Below are 23159 nucleotides of genomic sequence, written 5' to 3'. Positions count from 1 at the left end.
GAATGAGGGGGCTTCCTCAGGTGAAGACGAGAAGGGTGACCGCCGGCGTTGCGTCGGTCCTGGCACTGTCGCTGGGTGCTGCCGCGTGCGGCGGCGGCGGAGGCGACGACAACGACGGGGGAGGCAGCGGCAAGAAGGACGCCGCGCTGAACTCGATCGTCAACGCGTCGGACAAGAAGGGAGGGACGGTCACGTACGAGCACTCGGACGTGCCGGACTCCCTCGACCCGGGCAACACGTACTACGGCTGGGTGCAGAACTTCTCCCGGCTCTACGGCAGGACGCTCACCACGTTCAAGCCGGCCGCGGGCAAGGAAGGCCTGGAGGTCGTGCCGGACCTCGCCGAGTCCCTCGGCAAGTCCAGCCCGGACGCCAAGACCTGGACGTACAAGCTGCGTGCGGGTGTGAAGTTCCAGGACGGCACCCCGGTGACGTCCAAGGACGTCAAGTACGCCATCGAGCGCTCCAACTTCGCGCCCGAGGCCCTGTCCAACGGCCCGACGTACTTCAAGGCCTACCTCCAGGGCGGCGACAAGTACAAGGGCCCCTACAAGGACAAGTCCGCCGAGGGCATCAAGTCCATCGAGACGCCGGACGACCGGACGATCGTCTTCAAGCTGAAGCAGCCGTTCGCCGACTTCGACTACCTGGCGACCTTCTCCCAGACGGCCCCCGTGCCGCAGGCGAAGGACACCGGCGCGAAGTACGTCCAGGCCATCCAGTCCTCCGGCCCGTACCAGTTCCAGTCCTACGAGGAGGGCCGCGGCGCCACCCTCGTGCGGAACAAGCAGTGGGACCCGAAGACGGACCCGATCCGCAAGGCCCTGCCGGACAAGATCACGATCAAGTTCAAGGTCAACCCGGTCACGGTCGACAACAACCTGCTGTCCGACAAGATCACGGCTGACGCGGCCGGCACGGGTGTGCAGCCGCAGACCCAGCCGAAGGTGCTGCGCGGCAAGTACGCCAACCAGACCGACAGCTCCTACGCGGGTGCCACGCAGTACATCGCGCTCAACGTCAACGTGAAGCCGTTCGACAACGAGCACTGCCGCAAGGCCGTCCAGTGGGGCCTGAACAAGCAGTCCGTGCTGGACGCGATGGGCGGCTCCCCGAAGGGCGACGTGGCCACCACGCTGCTGCCGCCGTCGGTCAACGGCTACACCAAGTTCGACACCTACGCGACCGAGGGTCACAAGGGTGACGTGGCCAAGGCCAAGGCCGAGCTGAAGGCGTGCGGCAAGCCGAACGGCTTCAACACGATCCTGACGGCCCGTTCGGACCGCCCGGCGGAGGTCGCTGCCGCGACCGCCATCCAGGCGTCGCTGAAGAACATCGGCGTCAACATCGAGATCAAGCAGTTCCCCTCCGGCAAGTACTTCTCGAACTTCGCCGGTGTCCCGAGCTACGTCCACGACAACAAGCTCGGCATGCTCTCGATGGCCTGGGGTGCCGACTGGCCGACCGGCTACGGCTTCCTCGACCAGATCATCAACGGTGCCGCCATCAAGCCCTCCGGTGGCAACAACCTGATGGAGCTGGACGACCCGAAGATCAACAAGGCCCTGACGGACGCGATCGCCAACACCGACGACGCGGCCCGCACCAAGGCCTGGGGCGACATCGACAAGATGGTCCTCGACAACGCCTCGGTCGTCCCGCTGGTCTACCGCAAGAACCTGCTGCTCCGGCCGGCGTCCGCCAACAACGTCACGGTCACGCAGGCCTACCTGGGCATGTACGACTACCTGCTGATGAGCTCCTCGAAGTAACTCAGCAGGCCGGATCCTTTCGAAAGGCAGGTGAAGGCAACGGGTGGCCGCGGCGGACGATCCCGCCGCGGCCACCCGGGGCCGTACAGCTGTGGCTGCGTACATCCTCCGACGCGTCATGGGCGCGGTGCTGTTGCTGCTGGTGGTCAGCGCAGTCACCTTCGCCATCTTCTTCCTCGTTCCCCGCCTCGGGGGGCAGACGGCCGACCAGTTGGCCACCCAGTACGTCGGCAAGGACGCGAACCCCGCCTCCGTCGCCGCGATCAAGCAGAACCTGGGACTGGACCAGCCGGTCTACGTCCAGTACTGGGACTTCATCAAGGGCCTCGTGGTGGGCGCCGACTACAAGTTCGGCCCTGACGCGACGCACTGCAGCGCACCCTGCTTCGGGTACTCCTTCAAGAGCCACATCGAGGTGTGGCCCCAGTTGGAGCAGCGGATCCCGGTGTCCTTCTCGCTGGCCATCGGTGCCGCGGTGATCTGGCTGGTCTCCGGCGTCACGACCGGTGTCATCTCCGCCCTGCGCAAGGGCAAGCCGATCGACCGCATCTCCATGTTCATCGCGCTGGCCGGCGTCTCCCTGCCGATCTTCTTCACCGGCCAGATCCTGCTGGCCCTCTTCGTCTACGAGATCCCCATCTGGGACAGCATCGACTACGTCCCGTTCACCGAGAACCCCGCCGAGTGGGCCTGGCACCTGGTGCTGCCCTGGGTCAGCCTCGCCTTCCTGTTCTCCGCGCTGTACGCCCGGCTCACCCGGGCGGGCATGCTGGAGACGATGAGCGAGGACTACATCCGCACGGCCCGGGCCAAGGGCCTGACCGAGTCCACGGTCGTCGCCAAGCACGGCCTGCGCTCCGCGCTCACCCCGATCGTCACCATCTTCGGCATGGACTTCGGCACCCTGGTCGGCACCGCGGTGCTCACCGAGACGGTGTTCTCCCTCCAGGGCATCGGCGCCTACTCGGTCCAGGCCATCAAGGACAACGACCTGCCCATCGTGATGGGCGTGACCCTGGTCGCCGCGTTCTTCATCGTCTTCTGCAACTTGATCGTCGACCTGGTGTACGCCGCCATCGACCCCCGGGTGAGGTACTCGTGAGCAAGCTCGACAAAGCCGCGCTCGGCGAACCGGACGACACCACCGCCCCGTCCGCCCCGGACGACGCGTTCCTGTCCGTCCGCGACCTGCGCATCCACTTCGACACCGACGACGGCCTGGTCAAGTCCGTCGACGGCGTCAGCTTCGACGTGCGCAAGGGCAAGACCCTCGGCATCGTGGGCGAGTCGGGCTCCGGCAAGTCCGTCACCTCGCTCGGCGTGATGGGCCTGCACCGCTCGGCGCGCGCCAAGGTCACCGGCGAGGTCTGGCTGGACGGCCAGGAGCTGATCGCGGCCGACCCCGACGACGTACGGCGGCTGCGCGGCCGGAAGATGGCCATGATCTTCCAGGACCCGCTGTCCGCGATGCACCCCTACTACACCGTCGGGCACCAGATCGTGGAGGCGTACCGCGTCCACCACGACGTCAGCAAGAAGGCCGCCAAGCAGCGGGCGGTGGACATGCTCGACCGGGTCGGCATCCCCGAGCCCGGCAAGCGCGTCGACAGCTACCCGCACGAGTTCTCCGGCGGTATGCGCCAGCGCGCCATGATCGCCATGGCCCTGGTGAACAACCCGGAGCTGCTCATCGCCGACGAGCCGACCACCGCCCTGGACGTCACCGTCCAGGCGCAGATCCTCGACCTGATCCGGGACCTGCAGAAGGAGTTCGGCTCCGCGGTCATCATGATCACCCACGACCTGGGCGTGGTGGCCGAGATGGCCGACGACCTGCTGGTCATGTACGGCGGCCGGTGCGTGGAGCGCGGCCCCGCCGGGGACGTGTTCTCCGAGCCCCGGCACCCCTACACCTGGGGCCTGCTCGGCTCGATGCCGCGTCTGGACCGCGAGGAGACCGACCGGCTCATCCCGATCAAGGGCGCGCCGCCCTCCCTCATCAACCTCCCGTCCGGCTGCGCCTTCCACCCGCGCTGCCCGTACGCGGACATCCCGAAGGACAACGTCACCCGCACGGTCCGTCCCGAGCTGACCGAGGTCGGCGGCTCGCACTGGGCCGCCTGCCACATGACCCAGGAGCAGCGGGAGCGTATCTGGACCGAAGAGATTGCGCCGAAGCTGTGAGCGACGACAAAACGGTGAGCGAACCGGACACCAGCGCACCCACCCTCACCGAGGACACCGCCGACGGCGAGGTCCTGCTGAAGGTGAGCGGCCTGGAGAAGCACTTCCCGATCCGCAAGGGCCTGCTCCAGCGGCAGACCGGCGCGGTCCGCGCCGTCGACGGCATCGACTTCGAGGTCCGCAAGGGCGAGACGCTCGGCGTCGTCGGCGAGTCGGGCTGCGGCAAGTCCACCATGGGCCGGCTGATCACCCGGCTGCTCGAACCGACCGGCGGCACGGTCGAGTTCGAGGGCAGGGATATCACGCACCTGAAGACCGGCGAGCTGCGCCCGATGCGCCGCGACGTCCAGATGATCTTCCAGGACCCGTACTCCTCGCTGAACCCGCGGCACACGATCGGCACGATCGTCGGCGCCCCCTTCCGGCTGCAGGGCGTCGAGCCCGAGGGCGGGGTCAAGAAGGAGGTCCAGCGGCTGCTGTCGGTGGTCGGCCTGAACCCCGAGCACTACAACCGCTATCCGCACGAGTTCTCCGGCGGCCAGCGCCAGCGCATCGGCATCGCCCGCGCGCTCGCGCTCAACCCCAAGCTGGTGGTGGCCGACGAGCCGGTCTCCGCGCTGGACGTGTCGATCCAGGCGCAGGTGGTGAACCTGCTGGACGACCTCCAGCAGGAACTCGGCCTGACCTACGTGATCATCGCGCACGACCTGTCGGTCGTCCGGCACGTCTCGGACCGCATCGCGGTGATGTACCTCGGCAAGATCGTCGAGCTGGCCGACCGCGACAAGCTCTACAAGTCGCCGATGCACCCGTACTCCAAGGCACTGCTGTCGGCGGTGCCGATCCCGGACCCCAAGCGCCGGGGCGTCAAGAGCGAGCGCATCCTGCTCAAGGGCGACGTGCCCTCGCCGATCGCGCCGCCGAGCGGCTGCCGCTTCCACACCCGGTGCTGGAAGGCGACGCAGATCTGCAAGACGACCGAGCCGCCGCTGGTGGAGCTGCGGGCCGGGCAGCGCGTCGCCTGCCACCACCCGGAGAACTTCGAGGACCAGCAGCCGCAGGACACCGAGCTGCTGTCCTCGGCCAAGGACGTCACGGTGGAGAACGCCGCCACGCCCGTGCAGAAGTGACTCCGCCCGAGCCCCCGCCCCGGCACATCGGGGCGGGGGCTCACCCGTGGGGGAAAATGCACGGGTGCTCCAGCAACTCTTCAGTCCGTCCGTCCAGCACACGCTCGACCTGATCGGCATCTTCGTCTTCGCGATCTCCGGCGCGCTGCTGGCCGTGCGCAAGAACTTCGACGTCTTCGGCATGGCGGTCCTCGCCGAGGTCACCGCGCTGGGCGGCGGGCTCTTCCGCGACCTGGTCATCGGGGCCGTCCCGCCCGCCGCCTTCACGGACCTGGGGTACTTCCTCACGCCGCTGCTCGCCACGCTCCTGGTGTTCTTCCTGCACCCCCAGGTGGAGCGCATCCAGGTCGCCGTGAACGTCTTCGACGCGGCGGGTCTCGGCCTGTTCTGCGTCGCCGGCACCACCAAGGCGTACGAGTACGGGCTGGGCCTGACCGCCTCCGCCGGCCTGGGGCTCACCACCGCGGTGGGCGGGGGCGTGCTGCGGGACGTCCTCGCCAACGAGGTGCCGTCCCTGCTGCGCTGGGACCGCGACCTCTACGCGGTCCCGGCGATCGTCGGCGCCGCCCTGGTCGCCCTGTGCATCCGCTACGACGCCCTCAACCCGTTCACCAGCTCCCTCGCGGTGATCACCGCCTTCGTGCTGCGCCTGCTGGCGATGCGCTACCACTGGCGGGCCCCGCGGGCATGGCACCGCCGGTCGACGGTGAGCGAGGAGGAGCAGCCCGTGCTGCCGTGACGGCCCGGGCGCCCTTCTTGGAGGAGGGGAATACAAAAGCTACCGCTTAGTAGCTGATTCTTGTACTGTTCAGCCATGCCAGAAGCAGCCTCCGCCCCGGCCGTCCGGGCCACGATCGGCGACAGCGAGTTCGACCGCGACACCGCGCTGACCCGCCGCGCGCCCGGCGTGTACGACATCGACCTCTCCGCCGGCTGGACGATCATCAGCGCCGTCAACGGCGGCTACCTGCTGGCCGTCCTCGGCCGCGCCCTCGCGGACGCCCTGCCGCACGCCGACCCCTTCACCGTCTCGGCGCACTACCTGACCGCGTCCCAGCCCGGCCCGGCCGTGGTCCGCACGGACGTCGTCCGCACCGGCCGCACCCTGTCGACCGGCCAGGCCTCGCTCTTCCAGTACGACGACGAGGGCCACGAGGTCGAACGCATCCGTGTCCTGGCCTCCTACGGCGACCTGGACGCCCTGCCCGACGACGTCCGCACCACGGCCCGGCCGCCCGCGATCCCGCCGCCGGAGCACTGCTTCGGCCCCGAGGACGGACCCGCCCCCGTGGACGGCAGTTCGGCGATCACCGAGCGCCTGATGCTGAAGCTCGACCCGTCCACCCTCGGCTGGGCCCTCGGGCAGCCGTCCGGCAAGGGCGAGATGCGGGCCTGGTTCGGCCTGAAGGACGGGCGCGACCCCGACCCGCTCGCCCTGCTGCTCGCGGTCGACGCCCTGCCGCCGACCGCCTTCGAGATGGGCCTGAAGGGCTGGGTGCCGACCGTCGAGCTGACCGTGCACGTCCGGTGCCGCCCGGCCCCGGGTCCGCTGCGGGTGTCGATCACCACGCGCAACCTCGCCGGCGGCTTCCTGGAGGAGGACGCCGAGGTCTGGGACAGCGCGGACCGGCTGGTGGCCCAGTCCCGCCAGCTGGCGCGGGTACGGCTGGGCTGAACCCCGGCGCCCCGGCGGGGTCTTGTGAGCGGCAGGGGCGGCACGTCCGGTGAACGGGCGTGCCGCCCCTGGGTGTTCGCGGGCCGGTCAATCGAGCCAATGCCGGCGGCCCAGGCCGATCAGCCGCATCTGACGGGCCGCCACCTGCGCGACCCGCCGCCTGCGCTCCTCGCGTTCCTCCTCGGGGCCCTCCAGCGCCTCCAGGAACAGCGACGCCGTGCTCAGCATCTGGTCCACGTAGAGGTGGGCCAGCATCAGCAGGTCGTCCCCGCTCCAGCCCCGCGACACCGGGTCCTTGGCCAGCTCGTCCCTCACCTCCCGGGCGAAGCGCGACAGCTGGTCCCGTATGGCCTCGCGCACCGGCTGGACCCCGCCGTGCCGTTCCCGGGCGATGAACCGCACGTGCGCGGGGTACCCGTCGACGTGACGGGCGATCAGGTCGATGGTGCGCGTGACGCGTTCCTCGTGGTCACCCGTCGTGGACACCGTCGTCCGGATCATCGGGTGCAGGCTGCCCAGCGCCTCCTCGACCAGGGCCACGCCCAGATCCGCCGTGGAGCGGAAGTGGCGGTAGAAGGCGGTCGGGGCGACCCCGACGGCGCGGGTGACCTCGCGCAGCCCGAGGCTGCTCAGGCTCTGCTCCTCCAGCAGCCCCAGGGCCGCGTCCAGGAGCGCCTGCCGGGTCTTCTGTTTCTGGGCCTGCCGGATCCCGAGGGTGTGACTCATACCATGCAGTTAACAACTGTTCTCTGAAATTGGAAAGTCATGAGAGACGCTAGACTGGGAAGTCAGTGAACAACTGTAACCACAATCGTCCACCGAAACTCAGGGAGCTGTTTCCCGTGCTGTTCATCGTCGCCGCGCTGCTGCTGCTGGGTGTCCTGCTGGGCACCGTGGCCCACGCACCGCTCACCTTCTCCGTCGGCGTGGGCATCGTCATCGCCATCTGGCTCGCCGTCTTCGCGCTGCGCGAGCGTGGCCGCCGCCACACGCAGGCCCGCTGACCACCGACCGCCGCACGACCGCACCCACTTCGGGAGTCGATCACCATGCAGCTCACCGCCCCGGCCTCGCGCCGCACCGGCCTCCGCGACACCGACGGCATGGCCGTCGCGTCCTTCGTCCTCGGCCTGCTCGGCCTGCTCGTGCTGAACCTCCTGCTCGGCCCCATCGCCATCGTGCTGGCGAGCGTCGCCCTGTGGCGCGGCACCGAGCGCCGCGGCCGCGCGCTCCTCGGCCTGGGTCTCGGCATCGCCGACCTGGTGGTCCTGGCGGCCTTCATGCAGGTCGACGGCTCCGTCTCCTGGAGCCTGTGACCCCGACGGCGTCCGTCCGCGCCGCAGGACGGCCGGGCCCGCGGACGACGGGCCGACGCCGCGCGAGGAGCGGTCCGGGTCGGGCCGGGCGCGATCCGGGACCCGCGCGGGGGAGCCGTAGAATCGGGCTCACCATGGCTTACCTCGACCACGCCGCGACCACCCCGATGCTCCCGGAGGCGGTTGAGGCGTTCACCGCCCAGCTGGGTGCCACCGGCAACGCGTCGTCCCTCCACGCTTCGGGCAGGCAGGCCCGCCGCACCGTCGAGGAGGCCCGCGAGTCCCTCGCCGAGGCCCTCGGCGCCCGCCCCAGCGAGGTCGTCTTCACCTCGGGCGGCACGGAGGCCGACAACCTCGCCGTCAAGGGCCTGTACTGGTCGCGCCGGGACGCCGACCCGGCCCGCACCCGCGTCCTCGCCAGCCCCGTCGAGCACCACGCGGTCCTCGACGCCGTGCACTGGCTCGGCGAACACGAGGGCGCCACCGTCGAGTACCTGCCCGTCGACGCCCACGGCCGCGTCCACCCCGACACCCTGCGCGAGGCCATCGCGCGCAACCCCGAAGACGTGGCCCTCGCCACCGTCATGTGGGCCAACAACGAGATCGGGACGATCCTGCCGGTCCGCGAACTGGCCGGCGCGGCCGCAGAGTTCGGCGTCCCGCTGCATTCGGACGCCGTCCAGGCCTTCGGCCAGATCCCCGTGGACTTCGCCGCGTCCGGCCTCGCCGCGATGACGGTGTCCGGCCACAAGATCGGCGGCCCCTACGGCATCGGCGCGCTCGTCCTCGGCCGGGAACACACCCCCGTGCCCGTCCTGCACGGCGGCGGCCAGGAGCGGCACGTGCGCTCCGGCACCCTCGACGTGCCCGCCATCGCCTCCTTCGCGGTCGCCGGGCGGCTCGCCGCCGAGCAGCGCGAGTGGTTCGCCCGCGAGATCGGAGCCCTGCGCGACGCCCTCGTCACCGCCGTCCTCCGGGCCGTCCCGGACGCCGTGCTCGGCGGCGACCCGGACCCGGCCGGACGCCTGCCCGCCAACGCGCACTTCACCTTCCCCGGCTGTGAGGGCGACTCCCTGCTGCTGCTCCTCGACGCCCAGGGCATCGAGTGCTCCACCGGCTCCGCCTGCACCGCCGGCGTCGCCCAGCCCAGTCACGTCCTCCTGGCCACCGGCACCGATCCGGACCTCGCCCGCGGCACCCTGCGCTTCTCCCTCGGCCACACCTCCACCGAGGCCGACGTCGAGGCCCTGGCCAAGGCCATCGGCCCGGTGGTGGAACGGGCCCGGGCTGCGGGGCTGACCTAGGCCCGGGGACCGGCGGAGCGCCCCGCGTGCACCCACCGTCCGCCCGGTCCGGCTCCTGCTCACCACGTCCACGGCGGACGCGCCCGAGGTGACGCTGTGGCGCTCCGGGGTCGCCGTGTACGACATCCTGCTCGGCCTCGGACTCCCCGCCCGGGTCGCGGCCCTGCACACCGGCGACGAGACCGCCGGGCGCACGCCGGTCCTCTTCCTGTGCGCCTTCCTGGTGGTGTCGCCGTCGCCTTCGCCGTGTCGTTCCCGCGGTCGCGGCGCGGCGCGCTGGGCCAGGGGCTGGCACCCGCCGTCGCCCTGCTCGCCGCCCTGCTCTGACGCCGGCCCGGTCAGGCGGGCGCGGTGCGCGCCCGGCGCACCAGCCGCATGTACCTGTCCCAGTCCCAGTGCGGCCCCGGGTCGGTGTGGTCCGTGCCCGGGACCTCCACGTGGCCGATGATGTGCTCGCGGTCGACGGGGATGTCGTAGCGGGCGCATATCCGGGCGGTGAGCCGGGCCGAGGCCTCGTACATCTCGTCCGTGAGGTCCTGCGGGCGGTCCACGAAGCCCTCGTGCTCGATGCCGACACTGCGCTCGTTGTAGGAGCGGTTGCCCGCGTGGTAGGCCACGTCCAGCTCACGGATCATCTGCGCGACGTGCCCGTCCTGGCGGACGATGTAGTGCGTGGCCGCCTTGTGGCCCGGGTCCTGGAAGGCCTTCACCGCGCTGTCGAAACTGCCCTGCGTCACATGGACGATCACCATGTCTATGCCGTAGTCGTCGGGCCGGTCCGCACGGCGCCAGTTCGCCTCCGACGCGGCCACCCAGCGCGCGCCCGCGTGGTCGACCTCGCCCTCCTTGCGGGGCTTCTCCACGCCGGGCGTGCGCCACCACAGCCGCGCCAGCTCGTCCCGGGCCAGCACGGCCGAACCCGCCGCGGCCACCGTGCCGCCGATCAGCAGCGCGCGGCGGCCGACCTTCCGGTCGCCGTCCTTCGAAGCCTTCCGCTCTCCCATGTGATCGTCAACGGATACCCGGCGGCCCCGGTTCCCGCGCCCCCGTACCCTGGAGGGGTTATGACTGAGACCCCGCAGCGCTCCCGCCCCCTCCGCGTCCTGGCCGCCATGTCCGGCGGCGTCGACTCCGCCGTCGCCGCCGCCCGCGCGGCCGAAGCGGGCCACGACGTGACCGGCGTGCACCTCGCGCTCTCCGCCAACCCCCAGTCCTTCCGGACCGGCGCGCGGGGCTGCTGCACCATCGAGGACTCCCGCGACGCCCGCCGCGCCGCCGACGTCATCGGCATCCCCTTCTACGTGTGGGACCTCGCCGACCGCTTCCGCGAGGACGTCGTCGAGGACTTCGTCGCCGAGTACGAGGCCGGCCGCACGCCCAACCCCTGCCTGCGCTGCAACGAGAAGATCAAGTTCGCCGCCCTCCTCGACAAGGCGCTCGCCCTCGGCTTCGACGCCGTCTGCACCGGCCACTACGCCAAGGTGATCGTCCGCGAGGACGGCACCCGGGAGCTGCACCGCGCCTCCGACCTGGCCAAGGACCAGTCCTACGTCCTCGGTGTGCTGGACGACCGGCAGCTCGCCCACGCCCTGTTCCCGCTCGGCGACACCGTCACCACCAAGGACGAGATCCGCGCGGAGGCCGAGCGGCGCGGTCTGGCGGTGGCCAGGAAGCCCGACTCGCACGACATCTGCTTCATCGCCGACGGCGACACCCAGGGCTTCCTGTCGCGGCGGCTGGGCAAGGCGGAGGGCGACATCGTCGACGAGGCCGGCAACAAGCTGGGCACCCACGAGGGCGCGTACGGCTTCACGATCGGCCAGCGCAAGGGACTGCGCATCGGCACGCCCGCCGCCGACGGCAAGCCCCGCTACGTCCTCGACATCTCCCCGGTGAACAACACGGTGACGGTCGGCCCGGCCGACGCCCTAGACGTCACCGGGCTGCGGGCGATCAAGCCGCGCTGGTGCGGCGCCGCCCCCACCGGCCCCGGCACCTACACGGCCCAGCTGCGCGCCCACGGCGGCGAGACCGAGGTCACCGCCGAACCGGTCGACGGCGCCCTGCGGGTCACCTTCACCGAACCGGTCCGCGGGGTGGCCCCCGGCCAGGCGATCGTGCTGTACGACGGCACGCGCGTGGTGGGCTCGGCGACCATCGCGTCGACCGTGCGGGCCACGGCCGGGGTGGCCTGACCCGCCGAGGCGGCCTCACCGGGCCCACCCACGCGTGGGCCCGGTCAGACCCGGCCGAAGAACTCCGTCAGCGCCGGCGCCAGCACGTTCGGCTCCACCATGTGCGTCTGGCCCTGCAGCGCCCGGTAGGCGCCCTGCGGCACGCAGTCCGCGATCGCCCGCGCCGCCTCGCGCAGCCACCCGGGGCTCGCCTCGCCCGCGACCGCCAGGACCGGCACCCCGACCGAGCCCAGGCGGTCGCGCGGGACCCGGCCGTCGCGCATCACGGCGTCGTCGTAGGCCAGGCTCGGGGCCATCGACTCCATGCCGGCCCACATCGGGGACTGGCGGGCACCCTGGATCACGTTCTCGGCCAGGCCGGTCAGCCGCAGGAACAGCTCCACCGCGTCCCCGCGCCGACCCTCGCCGAGCGCCTCCGTCAGCCTCCTGGTGTACTCCGCGCGCTCCTCGGCGCCCTCCTCGGACATGGCGAACGGCGTCTCGTACACCGCGACGCGCCGCACCGGCAGTCCGGCCGCCGCCGCCTCCAGGGCCAGTGCCCCGCCCGAGGAGATGCCGTACAGGAACGCCTCGCCGCCCACCGCCTCGATCACCGCCGCCAGGTCCTCGACCTCACGTTCCACGGCGTAGGGCGCGGTGTCGCCGCTGGCGCCGCGGCCCCGCCGGTCGTACACGACGGCCCGGAAACGCTCCGAGAGCGACACGGCCAGCGGCGCCAGGGTGCCGCCCGTCGACATCGCGCCGCTCACCAGCACGACCGCGGGGCCCTGCCCGGTGCTCTCGTAGGCGATGCGGGTGCCGTCGCGCGAAAGGGTCTTCTTGTCCATGCCCATGCAGACTGCCGCACCGCGCGGGCTTCATCGGTGAGGCCAGCCGCGCGTCAGCCGATCACACCACTTCCACCTCGTAGAAGCACAGGTGGTCCTTGATCCCGGCGACATCCGGCTTCGGGTCGGGATACGCCCAGACGAGGTCGTCCGCGCCGGGCCGCGACCAGTAGGCGGCGGTGCCCTTGAACGGGCAGTACGTGTGCGTGTCCGACGGTGTCAGCAGGTCCAGGCGCACGTCCTCGGGCGGGAGGTAGTACCGGTCCGGACAGCCCGTCTCGCGCAGGACCAGGGCCCGGTCGCTGTCCGCGAGGACCTCCCCGTCGTGCACCACGCGCACGTGCCGGTCGCTCCGCTCCACGGTGATGCGATGTCCTGTCGTCACGATCGCCCCTCCTCGGGTAGCCGACTCCTCGAATACAGCGCAGGCTGAAGCCGAGTTCTTCCCCCGCCGCAGGAGGCCCCATGCGCGCCACGGTCAGGTCCGGCAACCGCTCCAGCCTGCTGCACCAGGTCCGTTACGCCCTGCGCCACCCCGAGCGGGTCCCCGCGCACGCCCGGCGCGCGGCGCGGGACGCCCTGCTGCGGCTGCGCCACCGCGACCACATCGCCTACTACCGGGCCGTCATGGCCTCCGACGCGGCCCGCAGCGTCGAGGCCGCGGTGGGCCACAACCCCTCACGCGAACAGTGGGAGCGCATCGGGCGCCTGCAGTTCGACTACCTCGTCGGCCACGGCCTGCGGCCCCACCACCGGATGCTGGACATCGGCTGCGGCAACCTGCGCGCCGGACGGCTGTTCATCGGCCACCTCGACACGGGGAACTACTACGGCATCGACATCTCGCCGCACATCCTGCTCGCCGCCCAGGACACCCTGGTGGCCGACAAACTGCAGGCCAAGCTGCCGCACCTGACCCTCGCCGACGACCTCACCTTCGCGTTCCTGCCCGAGGGGCACTTCGACGTGGTGCACGCGCACAGCGTCTTCTCCCACTCCCCGCCGCACGTCATCGAGGAGTGCTTCGCCCACGTCGGACGCATCCTCGCCCCCGGCGGGTTCTTCGACTTCACCTTCGACCGCACGGAGGGCGAGGAGCACCAGGTGCTGCACGAGGACTTCTACTACCGCACGCGCACCCTGGCCGAACTGGCCGCACGGCACGGCCTGGACGCCCGGTTCATGGAGGACTGGGAGCGGCTGCCCCACCGGCAGTCCAAGATGCGCCTCACCGTCGCCTCCGGCCGGGACCGTACCGTGGGCGCATGAACATCTGCGTCTTCCTCTCCGCCGCCGACCTCGACGAGCGCTACACCCGGCCCGCCCGCGAGTTCGCCGAACTGCTGGGCAAGGGCGGTCACACGCTCGTGTGGGGCGGCTCGGACGTCGGCCTGATGAAGGTGGTCGCCGACGGCGTGCAGGAGGCGGGCGGCCGGCTGACCGGCGTGTCCGTGCGCTTCCTCGCGGCCAAGGCCCGGCCCGGTGTCGACGAGATGGTGATCGCGGAGGACCTCGCCGAGCGCAAGAGGCTGCTGCTAGAGAAGGCCGACGCCGTGGTCGTCATGGTCGGCGGCACGGGCACGCTCGACGAGGCCACCGAGATCCTGGAGCTGAAGAAGCACGGGCACACCGACATGCCGGTGGTCCTGCTCAACACGGCCGGTTTCTACGACGGGCTGAAGGAGCAGTTCCGGCGCATGGAGGCGGAGGGCTTCCTGCCCCGCCCGCTCACCGAGCTGGTGTTCTTCGCCGAGGAGCCGGTCGGGGCCCTGGCCTACCTGGAGGAGAGCCGGGGCATCGCCTGACCCGGCCCGGCGGGGGAGCGGGGCACGGCCGGTGTCCGCTGCGGTCCCGCCGGGGCCGGGTGCGGCGGGTGTGCCCGGTGCGGCCCCGCCGACGCCGGGTGCGGCCGGTAGGCGCTGCGGGCCCCGCAGGTGCCGGGCGCGGCCCGGTACCCGGTGCGGTGCCCGGGTGATGCGAGCATGGCGCCCATGGCTACTCATGTGATCACCGGAGCCGGCTCCGGCATCGGCGCGGCCGTGGCCCGCCGCCTGCACGCGCGCGGGGACGACCTCGTGCTGCACGCGCGCGACGCGGGCCGCGCCAAGGCACTGGCCGCCGCGTTCCCCGGCGCGAGGACCCTGGTCGGCGACCTCGCCGACCCCGACAAACTGTCCTGGGCCTTCTCCCACCAGTCGCTGCCGGACCGGGTGGACTCCCTGCTGCACATCGCCGGCGTGGTCGACCTCGGCCCGGTCGGCGAGCTCACCCCGAAGACCTGGCGCCACCAGCTCAACGTCAACCTCGTCGCCCCCGCCGAGCTGACCCGCCACTTCCTGCCGCAGCTGCGCGCCGCCCGCGGTCACGTGCTGTTCGTCAACTCCGGCGCCGGACTCAACGCGCACGCCGGCTGGTCCGCCTACGCCGCCTCCAAGCACGGCCTGAAGGCCCTCGCCGACTCCCTGCGCCACGAGGAGCACGGCAACGGCGTGCGGGTCACCTCGGTCTACCCGGGCCGCACGGCCAGCCCCATGCAGGCCAAGGTCCACCAGCAGGAGGGCAAGGAGTACGACGCCGCGCGCTGGATCGACCCGGAGTCGGTGGCCACGACCGTCGTGATGGCCCTGGACCTGCCGCGGGACGCCGAGGTCAACGACCTGACCGTGCGGCCGGGCGCCTGAGCGCGGCACCGCGTTCACTAGGCTGTTGCGGTGAGCGAAAACAGCCAGTTCAGGTTCGGTGCCGCCACCGGCGTGGGGTCCATGCCCGGCGGTGACGCCCGGGAGGCCGCCAAGACGGTCACCGGGAGCTTCGAGGACTTCCCCTTCCTGCCCGAACTGCCCGCCCGGGGTCCCGGCGCGGACATGATCGGGCGGACCGCCGGCATGCTCGTCGAGCTGTACGCGCGCGTGGAGCCCAGCGGCTGGCGGCTGGGGGACCGGCCGGGCCGGGACACCAAGCGGGCCCGGTCCTGGCTCGGCGAGGACCTCGACGCGCTGGAGGAGTTCACGCAGGAGTACCGGGGACCGCTGAAGGTCCAGGCCGTCGGGCCGTGGACCCTCGCGGCCAACCTGGAGCTGCGTAACGGCGAGGCCGCCCTGTCCGACGCCGGCGCCTGCCGCGACCTGGCCGCCTCCCTCGCCGAGGGGCTGCGCCAGCACCTGGCCGAGGTGCGGCGGCGGGTCCCGGGTGCGCAGCTCGTCCTGCAGCTCGACGAGCCGTCCCTCACCGCCGCCCTGCGCGGGCAGGTGAGGACCGCCAGCGGCTACCGCACGCACCGGGCCGTGGACCGGCAGGTCGCCGAGCAGACGCTGCGCGACCTGGTCGCGGTGCACGCGGACGGGCCCGTCGCCGTCCACTCCTGCGCCCCGGACGTCCCCTTCGCCCTGCTCCGCCGGGCGGGCGTGGCGGCCGTCTCCTTCGACTTCTCCTTGCTCACCGAGCGTGACGACGACGCGATCGGAGAGGCGGTGGAGGGCGGCACCCGGCTCTTCGCCGGTGTCGTCCCGGCCGCGGAGGGCCCATTGTCAGACCCTGCCGGTAGCGTCATGGGTGTCAGGACGCTGTGGCGCAGGCTGGGACTGTCTCCGGGGCTTCTCGCGGAGGCGGTGACGGTCACCCCGGCGTGCGGACTGGCGGGGGCCTCCCCGCAGTACGCGCGCGCGGCTCTCGCCCACTGCGCCAGGGCGGCGAGATCCCTCGCGGACAACCCAGAGTAACGGGAGGACGACACGGTGGCCGGCGACCAGCAAGCGGAGACGACGACGGTGCCCGCCGAGGCACGGGAGAAGCACGCGCGCCTCGCGGAGCAGATCGAGGAGCACCGCTTCCGCTACTACGTGAAGGACGCTCCCGTCGTCAGCGACGCGGAGTTCGACCAGCTCCTGCGGACCCTGGAGGGACTGGAGGAGGAGTATCCCGAGCTGCGCACCCCGGACTCCCCGACCCAGAAGGTCTCCGGGTCCTACGAGACGGAGTTCACGGCCGTCGCGCACCGCGAGCGGATGCTCTCCCTGGACAACACCTTCAACGACGACGAGCTCGCCGCCTGGTCCGAGCGCATCGCCCGTGAACTGGGCGAGCAGACCTACCACTTCCTGTGCGAGCTGAAGGTCGACGGCCTCGCCGTCAACCTCACCTACGAGCACGGCCGCCTCACCCGGGCCGCGACCCGGGGCGACGGCCGTACGGGCGAGGACATCACGCCCAACGTCCGCACGATCGCCGAGATCCCCGACCGCCTCCACGGTGACGACGTGCCCGACCTCGTGGAGATCCGCGGCGAGGTCTACTTCCCGATGGAGAAGTTCCAGGAGCTGAACGCCCGTCTCGTCGAGGCCGGCGACAAGCCCTTCGCCAACCCCCGCAACGCGGCGGCCGGTTCGCTGCGCCAGAAGGACCCGCGCGTCACCGCCACCCGCCCGCTGCACATGGTCGTCCACGGCATCGGCGCCCTGCAGGGCTTCACCGGCCTGACCCGCCTCTCCCAGGCCTACGACCTGCTCAAGACCTGGGGCCTGCCGACCTCCCGGCACAACAGGGTGGTCGACGGACTCGACGGCGTACGGGACTTCATCGCCCACTACGGCGAGAACCGCCACTCCGTGGAGCACGAGATCGACGGCGTGGTCGTCAAGCTCGACGAGATCCCCCTCCAGGGCCGCCTCGGCTCCACCTCGCGCGCCCCGCGCTGGGCCATCGCGTACAAGTACGCGCCGGAGGAGGTCAACACCAAACTCGTCAACATCCGCGTGGGCGTGGGCCGTACGGGCCGGGTCACCCCGTACGCCCAGGTCGAGCCGGTCACGGTCGCCGGCTCCGAGGTCGAGTTCGCGACGCTGCACAACCAGGACGTCGTCAAGGCCAAGGGCGTCCTCATCGGGGACACGGTGGTGCTGCGCAAGGCCGGTGACGTCATCCCGGAGATCCTCGGGCCCGTCGCCGACCTGCGCGACGGCAGCGAGCGCGAGTTCGTCATGCCCGGCGAGTGCCCCGAGTGCGGTACGCCGCTGCGGCCCATGAAGGAGGGCGACGTCGACCTGCGCTGCCCCAACGCCCGCAGCTGCCCCGCCCAGTTGCGCGAGCGCCTGTTCTACCTCGCGGGCCGCAAGGCGCTGGACATCGAGCACTTCGGCTATGTCGCCGCCGCCGCCCTGACCGCCCCGCTGGAGCCGAAGACGCCGCCGCTGGTGGACGAGGGCGACCTGTTCGACCTGACCATCGAGCAGTTGCTGCCCATCAAGGCCCACGTCCTCGACCCGGACAGCGGCCTGCCCAAGCGCGACCCGAAGACCGGCGAGGAGAAGGTCGCCACGATCTTCGCCAACCAGCACGGCGAACCCCGCAAGAACGCGGTCGCCATGCTGGAGAACATCGCCGCGGCCAAGGAGCGCCCCCTGGCCCGCATCCTCACCAGCCTGTCGATCCGCCATGTCGGGCCGGTCGCGGCCGAGGCGCTGGCCCGCGAGTTCCGCTCGATCGAGCGGATCGACCAGGCCAGCGAGGAGGAGCTGGCCGTCACCGACGGCGTGGGCCCGACCATCGCGGCCTCCCTGAAGCAGTGGTTCGCCGAGGACTGGCACCGCGAGATCATCCGCAAGTGGAAGGCCGCCGGCGTCCGCATGGAGGGGGAGAGCACCGGCGAGGACGAGGGCCCGCGCCCCCTCGAAGGACTCACGGTGGTCGTCACCGGCACCCTGGAGAACTACACGCGGGACGGCGCCAAGGAGGCGCTGCAGAGCCGCGGGGCGAAGGTCACCGGTTCTGTCTCGAAGAAGACGTCGTTCGTGGTCGTGGGTGACAGCCCGGGGTCCAAGTACGACAAGGCGATGCAGCTGAAGGTTCCGGTTCTGAACGAGGAGGGCTTCGGCGTCCTGCTGGAGCAGGGAGCCGAAGCGGCGGCCGAAGTCGCTCTTTCGTCCGAGGAGTAGCGGTTGAAGGCCACCCGTTCGGCGCATACCAGATGCATACGGGTGGCCGGGGCGCATTCGGGCAACCGTCGGCGACCGCCGCCCGAGGAAGCCTTCCGCGGCCTACTGTTGAGACGTGCGCCTGCCGTGCCCAGCTGCGGTCGGGGCATCTCCGTGCTCGGGCAGGGGCACGGGGAAGGGTTTTCCAGCGCGGGCCGTTGAGGTTGTCGGGCACCGGCCCGCGTGGCGTGGGCACCGCCGGCTGTGAGAGGGACGGGAATGGAACCGACCGAGAGCGCCGTGCCGGGCTCACGGCTGCGCCTGGGCCGCATGGCGGTCGCCTGGCGCGCAGTCCGTGGGGCGGGCCGGCCGGCGGGACGTCCGGGCGCGGGGGTGCGCGCCGCCGGACGGTACACCGCGGACGGGCACACCAGCGGGCGCGCGGCCGGGCCGGACGGCCGCGGCGGTGCCGGACCGGGCGACGGATCCCGGCCCGCCCTCGGCGCGGCCGACACCGACCGGCACCCCTCCTGGCCCGCGCTGCCCGCAACCGTCGTCGCGGCGGCCGGGCTCGTCCTGGGCGCCGGCTTCCAGCGCGCCTTCACCGGCGGTCACGCCCTCTTCCCGTCGGGCACGGCCGGCTGGTCGCTGGCGGTGCTGACCGGCATCATCGTCGGCCACCTCGTCATGCTCGGCCGCTCCCGGTGGTGGGGCGGCACCGGCTCGGGCGCCGCCCTCACCCTCGCCGTGCTGCTGCTGTACGGCTGGGTCCCGGCCGGCATGGTCAGCCTCACCGTCGTCGTCCTGGTCGGGGTCGCCCGGCGCAACCGCTGGCGCCAGGGCGTGCTGCACGGGGCCGTCGACCTGCTCGGCATCGGCGCCGGGGCCCTGGTGCTGGCCGCCTTCGGCACGGTGCCCTCCGTCGAGTCCCCGTCGGAGCCCGCCTCCTGGAGCCTCGCCACCGGCCCGCAGGTCGCCCTGGTCGCCGTCGCCTACCTGGCCGTCACCCGGGTCCTGCTCTGGTACCTGCACGCCCCGCGCCCCGGCCTGCCCACCGTCGCGCGCACCGCCCTGGTCCGGCAGGGCCTGGTCGCGGTCGCGCTGCTGGGGATCGCGCCCCTGGTGTGTGTGGTCGCCGTGGCCAAACCCATCCTGCTGCCGCTGTTCGCCATCCCCCTCGTGGCGCTGGACTCCACCTTGTGGATAGCCCGGGCCCGGGCGGAGGAGCAGCTGCGCGACCCGCTGACCGGGCTGCCCAACCGTCAGTGGCTGCTGGAGCGGATCTGGACCGCGCTGGACGACGCGGAGCGGATCGACGCCCGCGCCGCCCTGATGCTGATCGACCTCGACCGGTTCCGGTCGGTCAACGACACCCTCGGTCATCTCGCCGGCGACCGGCTGCTGCTGCAGATCGCCGACCGGCTTCGGGTGGCCCTGCCGCGCGGCGCCGAGGCCGCCCGGCTCGGCGGCGACGAGTTCGCCGTCTTACTGCCGGTCGCCGACTCCACCACCTCCGCGACCCGCGTCGCGCGCACCCTCGTCGCCGCGCTCAGCTCCCCGCTCGACCTCGACGGCCTCACCCTCGTGCTGGAGGCCAGCGCCGGGGTCGCCGTCTTCCCCGACCACGCCCTGGACGCCGAAGGACTGCTGCGCCGCGCGGACGTGGCGATGTACCAGGCGAAGCGGGACCGCACGGGAGTGGAGGTCTACGAGTCCAAGCGGGACTCCAACACCCCCGACCGGCTCGGCCTGCTGGGCGATCTGCGCCGCGCCCTCGACGCGCACGAGGTGCACCTGCACTACCAGCCCAAGGTCCGCTTCGACGGCCAGGTCGCGGGGCTGGAAGCCCTGGTGCGCTGGGTGCACCCGGAGCGGGGCAAGGTGCCGCCGGACGAGTTCATAGCCATCGCCGAGTCCTCCGGCCTGATGCCGCACCTCACCGAGTACGTGCTGGAGACCGCGCTCGGCCAGGTCGCCCGCTGGCGCGAGCAGGGTCTGTTCGTGCCGGTCGCGGTGAACGTCTCCCCACGCGACGTGCACACCCCCGGCTTCGCCGGTTCCGTCGCCGCCCGGCTGGCCCGCCACGGCGTCCCGGCGGGAGCGCTCCAGCTGGAGATCACCGAGCACGTGCTGCTGGAGGACCCGCAGCGGGCCGCCGACACCCTCAACGCGCTGACCGGGCACGGCGTGAAGATGTCCCTCGACGACTTCGGCACGGGCTACTCCTCGCTGGTGCACCTGCGCCGGCTGCCCGTCAGCGAACTGAAGATCGACCGCTCCTTCGTGGCCCGGCTCGCGATCGACACCGAGGACGCCGAGATCGTGCGCTGCACGGTCGACCTGGCGCACTCCCTCGGGCTGCTCGTCGTCGCCGAGGGCGTCGAGGACGACGAGACCTGGGAGCGCCTGCGCGACCTCGGCTGCGACGCCGTGCAGGGCTGGCTGGTCGCGGCGGCGATGCCGCCCGAGGAGACCACGGCGTGGCTGCGGGCGCGGGGACCGCGGGGATGGCAGCGCCCGCGCGCCGCCCTGCCGGCGGCGACGGCCGACGAGTAGGAGATGTCCGCCGGGGCCCGGTCACGCTCGCCGGACCGTCCGGCGGCCCGGCCGTCCCCTGGTTCGCCGGGCGCCGATCCTCCCGGCCTCGCGGAAGGGGGGCCGCCGCCGGTCACGTGCACGGCACACCGTTTCCCGGGCGCCGGTCCCCGGGGCGGCCGCCGGTCGCGGGCACGGCAAACCGTTTCACGGTCACCGGTCCCGGACCCATAGGATTGGGCCAAACCCGTTCACTCACCCCAGAGGATCGCTGCATGCCTGGCATCACGCGCGAGGAGGTCGCCCACCTCGCCCGGCTGGCGCGTCTGGAGCTGAAGCCCGAAGAGCTCGACCACTTCGCAGGCCAGCTCGACGACATCATCGGCGCGGTCGCCCGCGTCAGCGAGGTCGCCGACCAAGACGTACCGCCGACCTCGCACCCGCTCCCGCTGACGAACGTCATGCGGGCGGACGAGGTCCGTCCGTCGCTCACCCCCGAGCAGGCGCTCTCCGGCGCCCCGGCCCAGGAGCAGCAGCGTTTCAAGGTGCCGCAGATCCTGGGGGAGGACTAGGAAGTCATGACGGACATCATCAAGCTCACCGCCGCCGAGACCGCCGCGAGGATCGCCTCCGGCGAGCTGACGGCCGTCGAGGTCACCGAGGCCCACCTCGCCCGCATCGAGGCCGTCGACGAGAAGGTGCACGCCTTCCTGCACGTCGACCGCGAGGGCGCCCTCGCCCAGGCGCGTGCCGTCGACGAGAAGCGGGAGCGCGGCGAGAAGCTCGGCCCGCTGGCCGGCGTCCCCCTCGCGCTGAAGGACATCTTCACCACCGAGGGCATCCCGACCACCGTCGGCTCGAAGATCCTCGAGGGTTGGATCCCGCCGTACGACGCGACGCTCACCAAGCGGCTGAAGGCCGCCGACGTCGTCATCCTCGGCAAGACCAACATGGACGAGTTCGCCATGGGCTCCTCCACCGAGAACAGCGCCTACGGCCCGACCGGCAACCCCTGGGACCTCACCAAGATCCCCGGCGGCTCCGGCGGCGGCTCCTCCGCCGCGCTCGCCGCGCACATGGCGCCCCTGGCCATCGGCACCGACACCGGCGGTTCCATCCGCCAGCCCGCCGCCGTCACCGGCACGGTCGGCGTCAAGCCCACCTACGGCGCGGTGTCCCGGTACGGCATGGTCGCGTTCTCGTCCTCCCTGGACCAGGGCGGCCCCTGCGCCCGCACGGTCCTCGACGCGGCCCTGCTGCACGAGGTCATCGCCGGGCACGACCCGCTCGACTCGACGTCCATCGACGAGCCGGTCCCGCCGGTCGTCGAGGCAGCGCGCAACGGCAGCGTGCAGGGCATGCGCGTCGGCGTCGTCCGGCAGTTCCGCGGCGAGGGCTACCAGGCCGGCGTCATCCAGCGCTTCGACGAGTCCGTCGAACTGCTCAAGGAGCTGGGCGCCGAGATCGTCGAGCTGGACTGCCCGTCCTTCGACCTGGCGCTGTCGGCGTACTACCTGATCGCGCCCTCGGAGTGCTCCTCCAACCTCGCCCGCTTCGACGGCCTGCGCTACGGCCTGCGGGTCGGCGACGACGGCACGCACTCCGCCGAGGAGGTCACCTCGCTCACCCGTGAGGCGGGCTTCGGCGCCGAGGTCAAGCGCCGCATCATGCTGGGCACCTACGCCCTGTCGAGCGGGTACTACGACGCCTACTACGGCAGCGCCCAGAAGGTCCGCACGCTGATCAAGCAGGACTTCGACAAGGCGTTCGAACAGGTCGACGTGATCGTCTCCCCGACGACCCCGACCACCGCCTTCGCGATCGGCGAGCGCGCCGACGACCCGATGGCGATGTACCTCGCCGACCTGTGCACCATCCCGACCAACCTGGCGGGCAACGCGGCCATGTCGCTGCCGTGCGGCCTCGCCCCGGAGGACAACCTCCCGGTCGGTCTGCAGATCATCGCCCCCGTCATGAAGGACGACCGCCTGTACAAGGTGGGCGCCGCCGTCGAGGCCGCCTTCGTGGAAAAGTGGGGCCACCCGCTGATCGAGGAGGCTCCGTCGCTGTGAGCGCACTGTCCAAGGCCAAGGGCTTCAAGAGCTCCAAGTCCGGTCTGTACATCTCGATGGCCACGTCGGCGTTCGGCGCCGTCGGTGTCTACAAGCAGATCAAGAAGGCCCGCGGAGACAACGACACGCTGCGGCTGCTCGACGCCGTCGTGACCGGCGCGGCCGTCGTCACCAACCTGGCCATTCTCTACCGCGAGCTGAAGCGGCTGGGCGACGACGACGTCCTGCTGGGCTGAGAGG

The 23159-nt window shown here is 71.9% G+C and carries 23 protein-coding genes; 19 read left to right on the top strand and 4 right to left on the bottom strand.

What is annotated here, in order from left to right; genetic code table 11:
* The first annotated feature begins 2 nt into the window (after positions 1-2).
* From Q5694_RS16775 to Q5694_RS16750, 6 genes are all read left to right on the top strand, one after another.
* A complete protein-coding gene (locus tag Q5694_RS16775; RefSeq protein WP_333933851.1) occupies positions 3-1772 on the top strand; it encodes an ABC transporter substrate-binding protein in 1770 nt (589 codons plus the stop codon).
* A gap of 91 nt (positions 1773-1863) precedes the next feature.
* A complete protein-coding gene (locus tag Q5694_RS16770; RefSeq protein WP_333933850.1) occupies positions 1864-2874 on the top strand; it encodes an ABC transporter permease in 1011 nt (336 codons plus the stop codon).
* On the top strand, positions 2871-3956 hold the full coding sequence (locus Q5694_RS16765) for an ABC transporter ATP-binding protein (protein ID WP_333933849.1): 1086 nt from the start codon (positions 2871-2873) through the stop codon (positions 3954-3956). The genes Q5694_RS16770 and Q5694_RS16765 overlap by 4 nt, the downstream gene beginning before the upstream one ends.
* Positions 3953-5086: an ABC transporter ATP-binding protein gene (locus Q5694_RS16760; RefSeq protein WP_333933848.1), complete on the top strand. Its 1134-nt coding sequence runs from the start codon at positions 3953-3955 to the stop codon at positions 5084-5086. The genes Q5694_RS16765 and Q5694_RS16760 overlap by 4 nt, the downstream gene beginning before the upstream one ends.
* Before the next feature lie 64 nt (positions 5087-5150).
* The gene (locus tag Q5694_RS16755) at positions 5151-5825 is read left to right on the top strand and encodes a trimeric intracellular cation channel family protein (protein ID WP_333933847.1); all 675 of its coding nucleotides are present in this window, start codon (positions 5151-5153) and stop codon (positions 5823-5825) included.
* A gap of 75 nt (positions 5826-5900) precedes the next feature.
* Complete coding sequence (locus tag Q5694_RS16750) at positions 5901-6761, top strand: thioesterase family protein (protein WP_333933846.1); 861 nt, start codon at positions 5901-5903, stop codon at positions 6759-6761.
* A gap of 87 nt (positions 6762-6848) precedes the next feature.
* Here Q5694_RS16750 and Q5694_RS16745 read toward each other — a convergent pair whose 3' ends face one another.
* Positions 6849-7487 (bottom strand): TetR family transcriptional regulator, encoded by a 639-nt coding sequence (locus Q5694_RS16745; protein ID WP_333933845.1) that lies wholly within the window; start codon positions 7485-7487, stop codon positions 6849-6851.
* Positions 7488-7603: 116 nt separating this feature from the next.
* Between Q5694_RS16745 and Q5694_RS16740 the strand changes: the two genes are divergently transcribed.
* From Q5694_RS16740 to Q5694_RS16730, 3 genes are all read left to right on the top strand, one after another.
* Positions 7604-7765 (top strand): hypothetical protein, encoded by a 162-nt coding sequence (locus tag Q5694_RS16740; protein WP_333933843.1) that lies wholly within the window; start codon positions 7604-7606, stop codon positions 7763-7765.
* A gap of 45 nt (positions 7766-7810) precedes the next feature.
* Positions 7811-8077, top strand: a complete 267-nt coding sequence (locus Q5694_RS16735) for a DUF4190 domain-containing protein (RefSeq protein ID WP_333933842.1) — start codon at positions 7811-7813, stop codon at positions 8075-8077.
* Between the two features lie 134 nt (positions 8078-8211).
* Positions 8212-9381, top strand: a complete 1170-nt coding sequence (locus tag Q5694_RS16730; RefSeq protein ID WP_333933841.1) for a cysteine desulfurase family protein — start codon at positions 8212-8214, stop codon at positions 9379-9381.
* A 338-nt stretch (positions 9382-9719) separates the two neighbouring features.
* On the opposite strand, the gene Q5694_RS16725 is transcribed toward Q5694_RS16730, so the two are convergent.
* Entirely contained in the window at positions 9720-10385 is a 666-nt protein-coding gene (locus Q5694_RS16725) for an N-acetylmuramoyl-L-alanine amidase (RefSeq protein WP_333933840.1), read from the bottom strand.
* A 60-nt stretch (positions 10386-10445) separates the two neighbouring features.
* Here Q5694_RS16725 and mnmA point away from each other — a divergent pair, with 60 nt between their 5' ends.
* Positions 10446-11576: a tRNA 2-thiouridine(34) synthase MnmA gene (gene mnmA, locus Q5694_RS16720; protein WP_333933839.1), complete on the top strand. Its 1131-nt coding sequence runs from the start codon at positions 10446-10448 to the stop codon at positions 11574-11576.
* A 44-nt stretch (positions 11577-11620) separates the two neighbouring features.
* Here the strand turns inward: mnmA and Q5694_RS16715 are convergent, their stop codons facing one another.
* On the bottom strand, positions 11621-12403 hold the full coding sequence (locus Q5694_RS16715; protein ID WP_333933837.1) for an alpha/beta fold hydrolase: 783 nt from the start codon (positions 12401-12403) through the stop codon (positions 11621-11623).
* Positions 12404-12464: 61 nt separating this feature from the next.
* Entirely contained in the window at positions 12465-12788 is a 324-nt protein-coding gene (locus Q5694_RS16710) for a DUF427 domain-containing protein (protein ID WP_333933835.1), read from the bottom strand.
* Positions 12789-12868: 80 nt separating this feature from the next.
* Between Q5694_RS16710 and Q5694_RS16705 the strand changes: the two genes are divergently transcribed.
* The 9 genes from Q5694_RS16705 (at position 12869) to Q5694_RS16665 (ending at position 23155) form a co-directional block, all read left to right on the top strand.
* Positions 12869-13672 carry a class I SAM-dependent DNA methyltransferase gene (locus Q5694_RS16705; protein WP_333933834.1) on the top strand — a complete coding sequence of 268 codons (804 nt, stop codon included), beginning with the start codon at positions 12869-12871 and terminating at the stop codon, positions 13670-13672.
* A complete protein-coding gene (locus Q5694_RS16700; RefSeq protein WP_333933833.1) occupies positions 13669-14208 on the top strand; it encodes a TIGR00730 family Rossman fold protein in 540 nt (179 codons plus the stop codon). The genes Q5694_RS16705 and Q5694_RS16700 overlap by 4 nt, the downstream gene beginning before the upstream one ends.
* Positions 14209-14394: 186 nt before the next feature.
* A complete protein-coding gene (locus Q5694_RS16695; protein ID WP_333933832.1) occupies positions 14395-15084 on the top strand; it encodes an SDR family oxidoreductase in 690 nt (229 codons plus the stop codon).
* Positions 15085-15114: 30 nt separating this feature from the next.
* On the top strand, positions 15115-16122 hold the full coding sequence (locus Q5694_RS16690; RefSeq protein WP_333933831.1) for a methionine synthase: 1008 nt from the start codon (positions 15115-15117) through the stop codon (positions 16120-16122).
* Positions 16123-16137: 15 nt separating this feature from the next.
* Positions 16138-18333, top strand: a complete 2196-nt coding sequence (ligA, locus tag Q5694_RS16685; RefSeq protein WP_333933830.1) for an NAD-dependent DNA ligase LigA — start codon at positions 16138-16140, stop codon at positions 18331-18333.
* Between the two features lie 258 nt (positions 18334-18591).
* Complete coding sequence (locus Q5694_RS16680) at positions 18592-20868, top strand: putative bifunctional diguanylate cyclase/phosphodiesterase (protein WP_333933829.1); 2277 nt, start codon at positions 18592-18594, stop codon at positions 20866-20868.
* 254 nt (positions 20869-21122) lie between these two features.
* Positions 21123-21419 (top strand): Asp-tRNA(Asn)/Glu-tRNA(Gln) amidotransferase subunit GatC, encoded by a 297-nt coding sequence (gene gatC, locus Q5694_RS16675; protein WP_018531282.1) that lies wholly within the window; start codon positions 21123-21125, stop codon positions 21417-21419.
* Positions 21420-21425: 6 nt separating this feature from the next.
* Entirely contained in the window at positions 21426-22919 is a 1494-nt protein-coding gene (gene gatA / locus Q5694_RS16670; RefSeq protein ID WP_333933826.1) for an Asp-tRNA(Asn)/Glu-tRNA(Gln) amidotransferase subunit GatA, read from the top strand.
* On the top strand, positions 22916-23155 hold the full coding sequence (locus Q5694_RS16665) for a hypothetical protein (RefSeq protein ID WP_086601598.1): 240 nt from the start codon (positions 22916-22918) through the stop codon (positions 23153-23155). The genes gatA and Q5694_RS16665 overlap by 4 nt, the downstream gene beginning before the upstream one ends.
* Positions 23156-23159: the final 4 nt, after the last annotated feature.

The sequence above is a fragment of the Streptomyces sp. AHA2 genome (assembly GCF_036857595.1).
Taxonomy (GTDB): Bacteria; Actinomycetota; Actinomycetes; order Streptomycetales; family Streptomycetaceae; genus Streptomyces.
This window is presented reverse-complemented; position numbering and strand designations above follow the sequence as displayed.

Coding starts and splice junctions, on each gene's coding strand:
- gatA (WP_333933826.1), top strand. CDS start 21,426: ATGACGGACATCATCAAGCTCACCGCCGCCGAGACCGCCGCGAGGATC.
- Q5694_RS16725 (WP_333933840.1), bottom strand. CDS start 10,385: ATGGGAGAGCGGAAGGCTTCGAAGGACGGCGACCGGAAGGTCGGCCGC.
- Q5694_RS16695 (WP_333933832.1), top strand. CDS start 14,395: ATGGCTACTCATGTGATCACCGGAGCCGGCTCCGGCATCGGCGCGGCC.
- Q5694_RS16735 (WP_333933842.1), top strand. CDS start 7,811: ATGCAGCTCACCGCCCCGGCCTCGCGCCGCACCGGCCTCCGCGACACC.
- Q5694_RS16705 (WP_333933834.1), top strand. CDS start 12,869: ATGCGCGCCACGGTCAGGTCCGGCAACCGCTCCAGCCTGCTGCACCAG.
- Q5694_RS16745 (WP_333933845.1), bottom strand. CDS start 7,487: ATGAGTCACACCCTCGGGATCCGGCAGGCCCAGAAACAGAAGACCCGG.
- Q5694_RS16680 (WP_333933829.1), top strand. CDS start 18,592: ATGGAACCGACCGAGAGCGCCGTGCCGGGCTCACGGCTGCGCCTGGGC.
- Q5694_RS16775 (WP_333933851.1), top strand. CDS start 3: ATGAGGGGGCTTCCTCAGGTGAAGACGAGAAGGGTGACCGCCGGCGTT.
- gatC (WP_018531282.1), top strand. CDS start 21,123: ATGCCTGGCATCACGCGCGAGGAGGTCGCCCACCTCGCCCGGCTGGCG.
- Q5694_RS16700 (WP_333933833.1), top strand. CDS start 13,669: ATGAACATCTGCGTCTTCCTCTCCGCCGCCGACCTCGACGAGCGCTAC.
- Q5694_RS16750 (WP_333933846.1), top strand. CDS start 5,901: ATGCCAGAAGCAGCCTCCGCCCCGGCCGTCCGGGCCACGATCGGCGAC.
- Q5694_RS16730 (WP_333933841.1), top strand. CDS start 8,212: ATGGCTTACCTCGACCACGCCGCGACCACCCCGATGCTCCCGGAGGCG.
- mnmA (WP_333933839.1), top strand. CDS start 10,446: ATGACTGAGACCCCGCAGCGCTCCCGCCCCCTCCGCGTCCTGGCCGCC.
- Q5694_RS16715 (WP_333933837.1), bottom strand. CDS start 12,403: ATGGACAAGAAGACCCTTTCGCGCGACGGCACCCGCATCGCCTACGAG.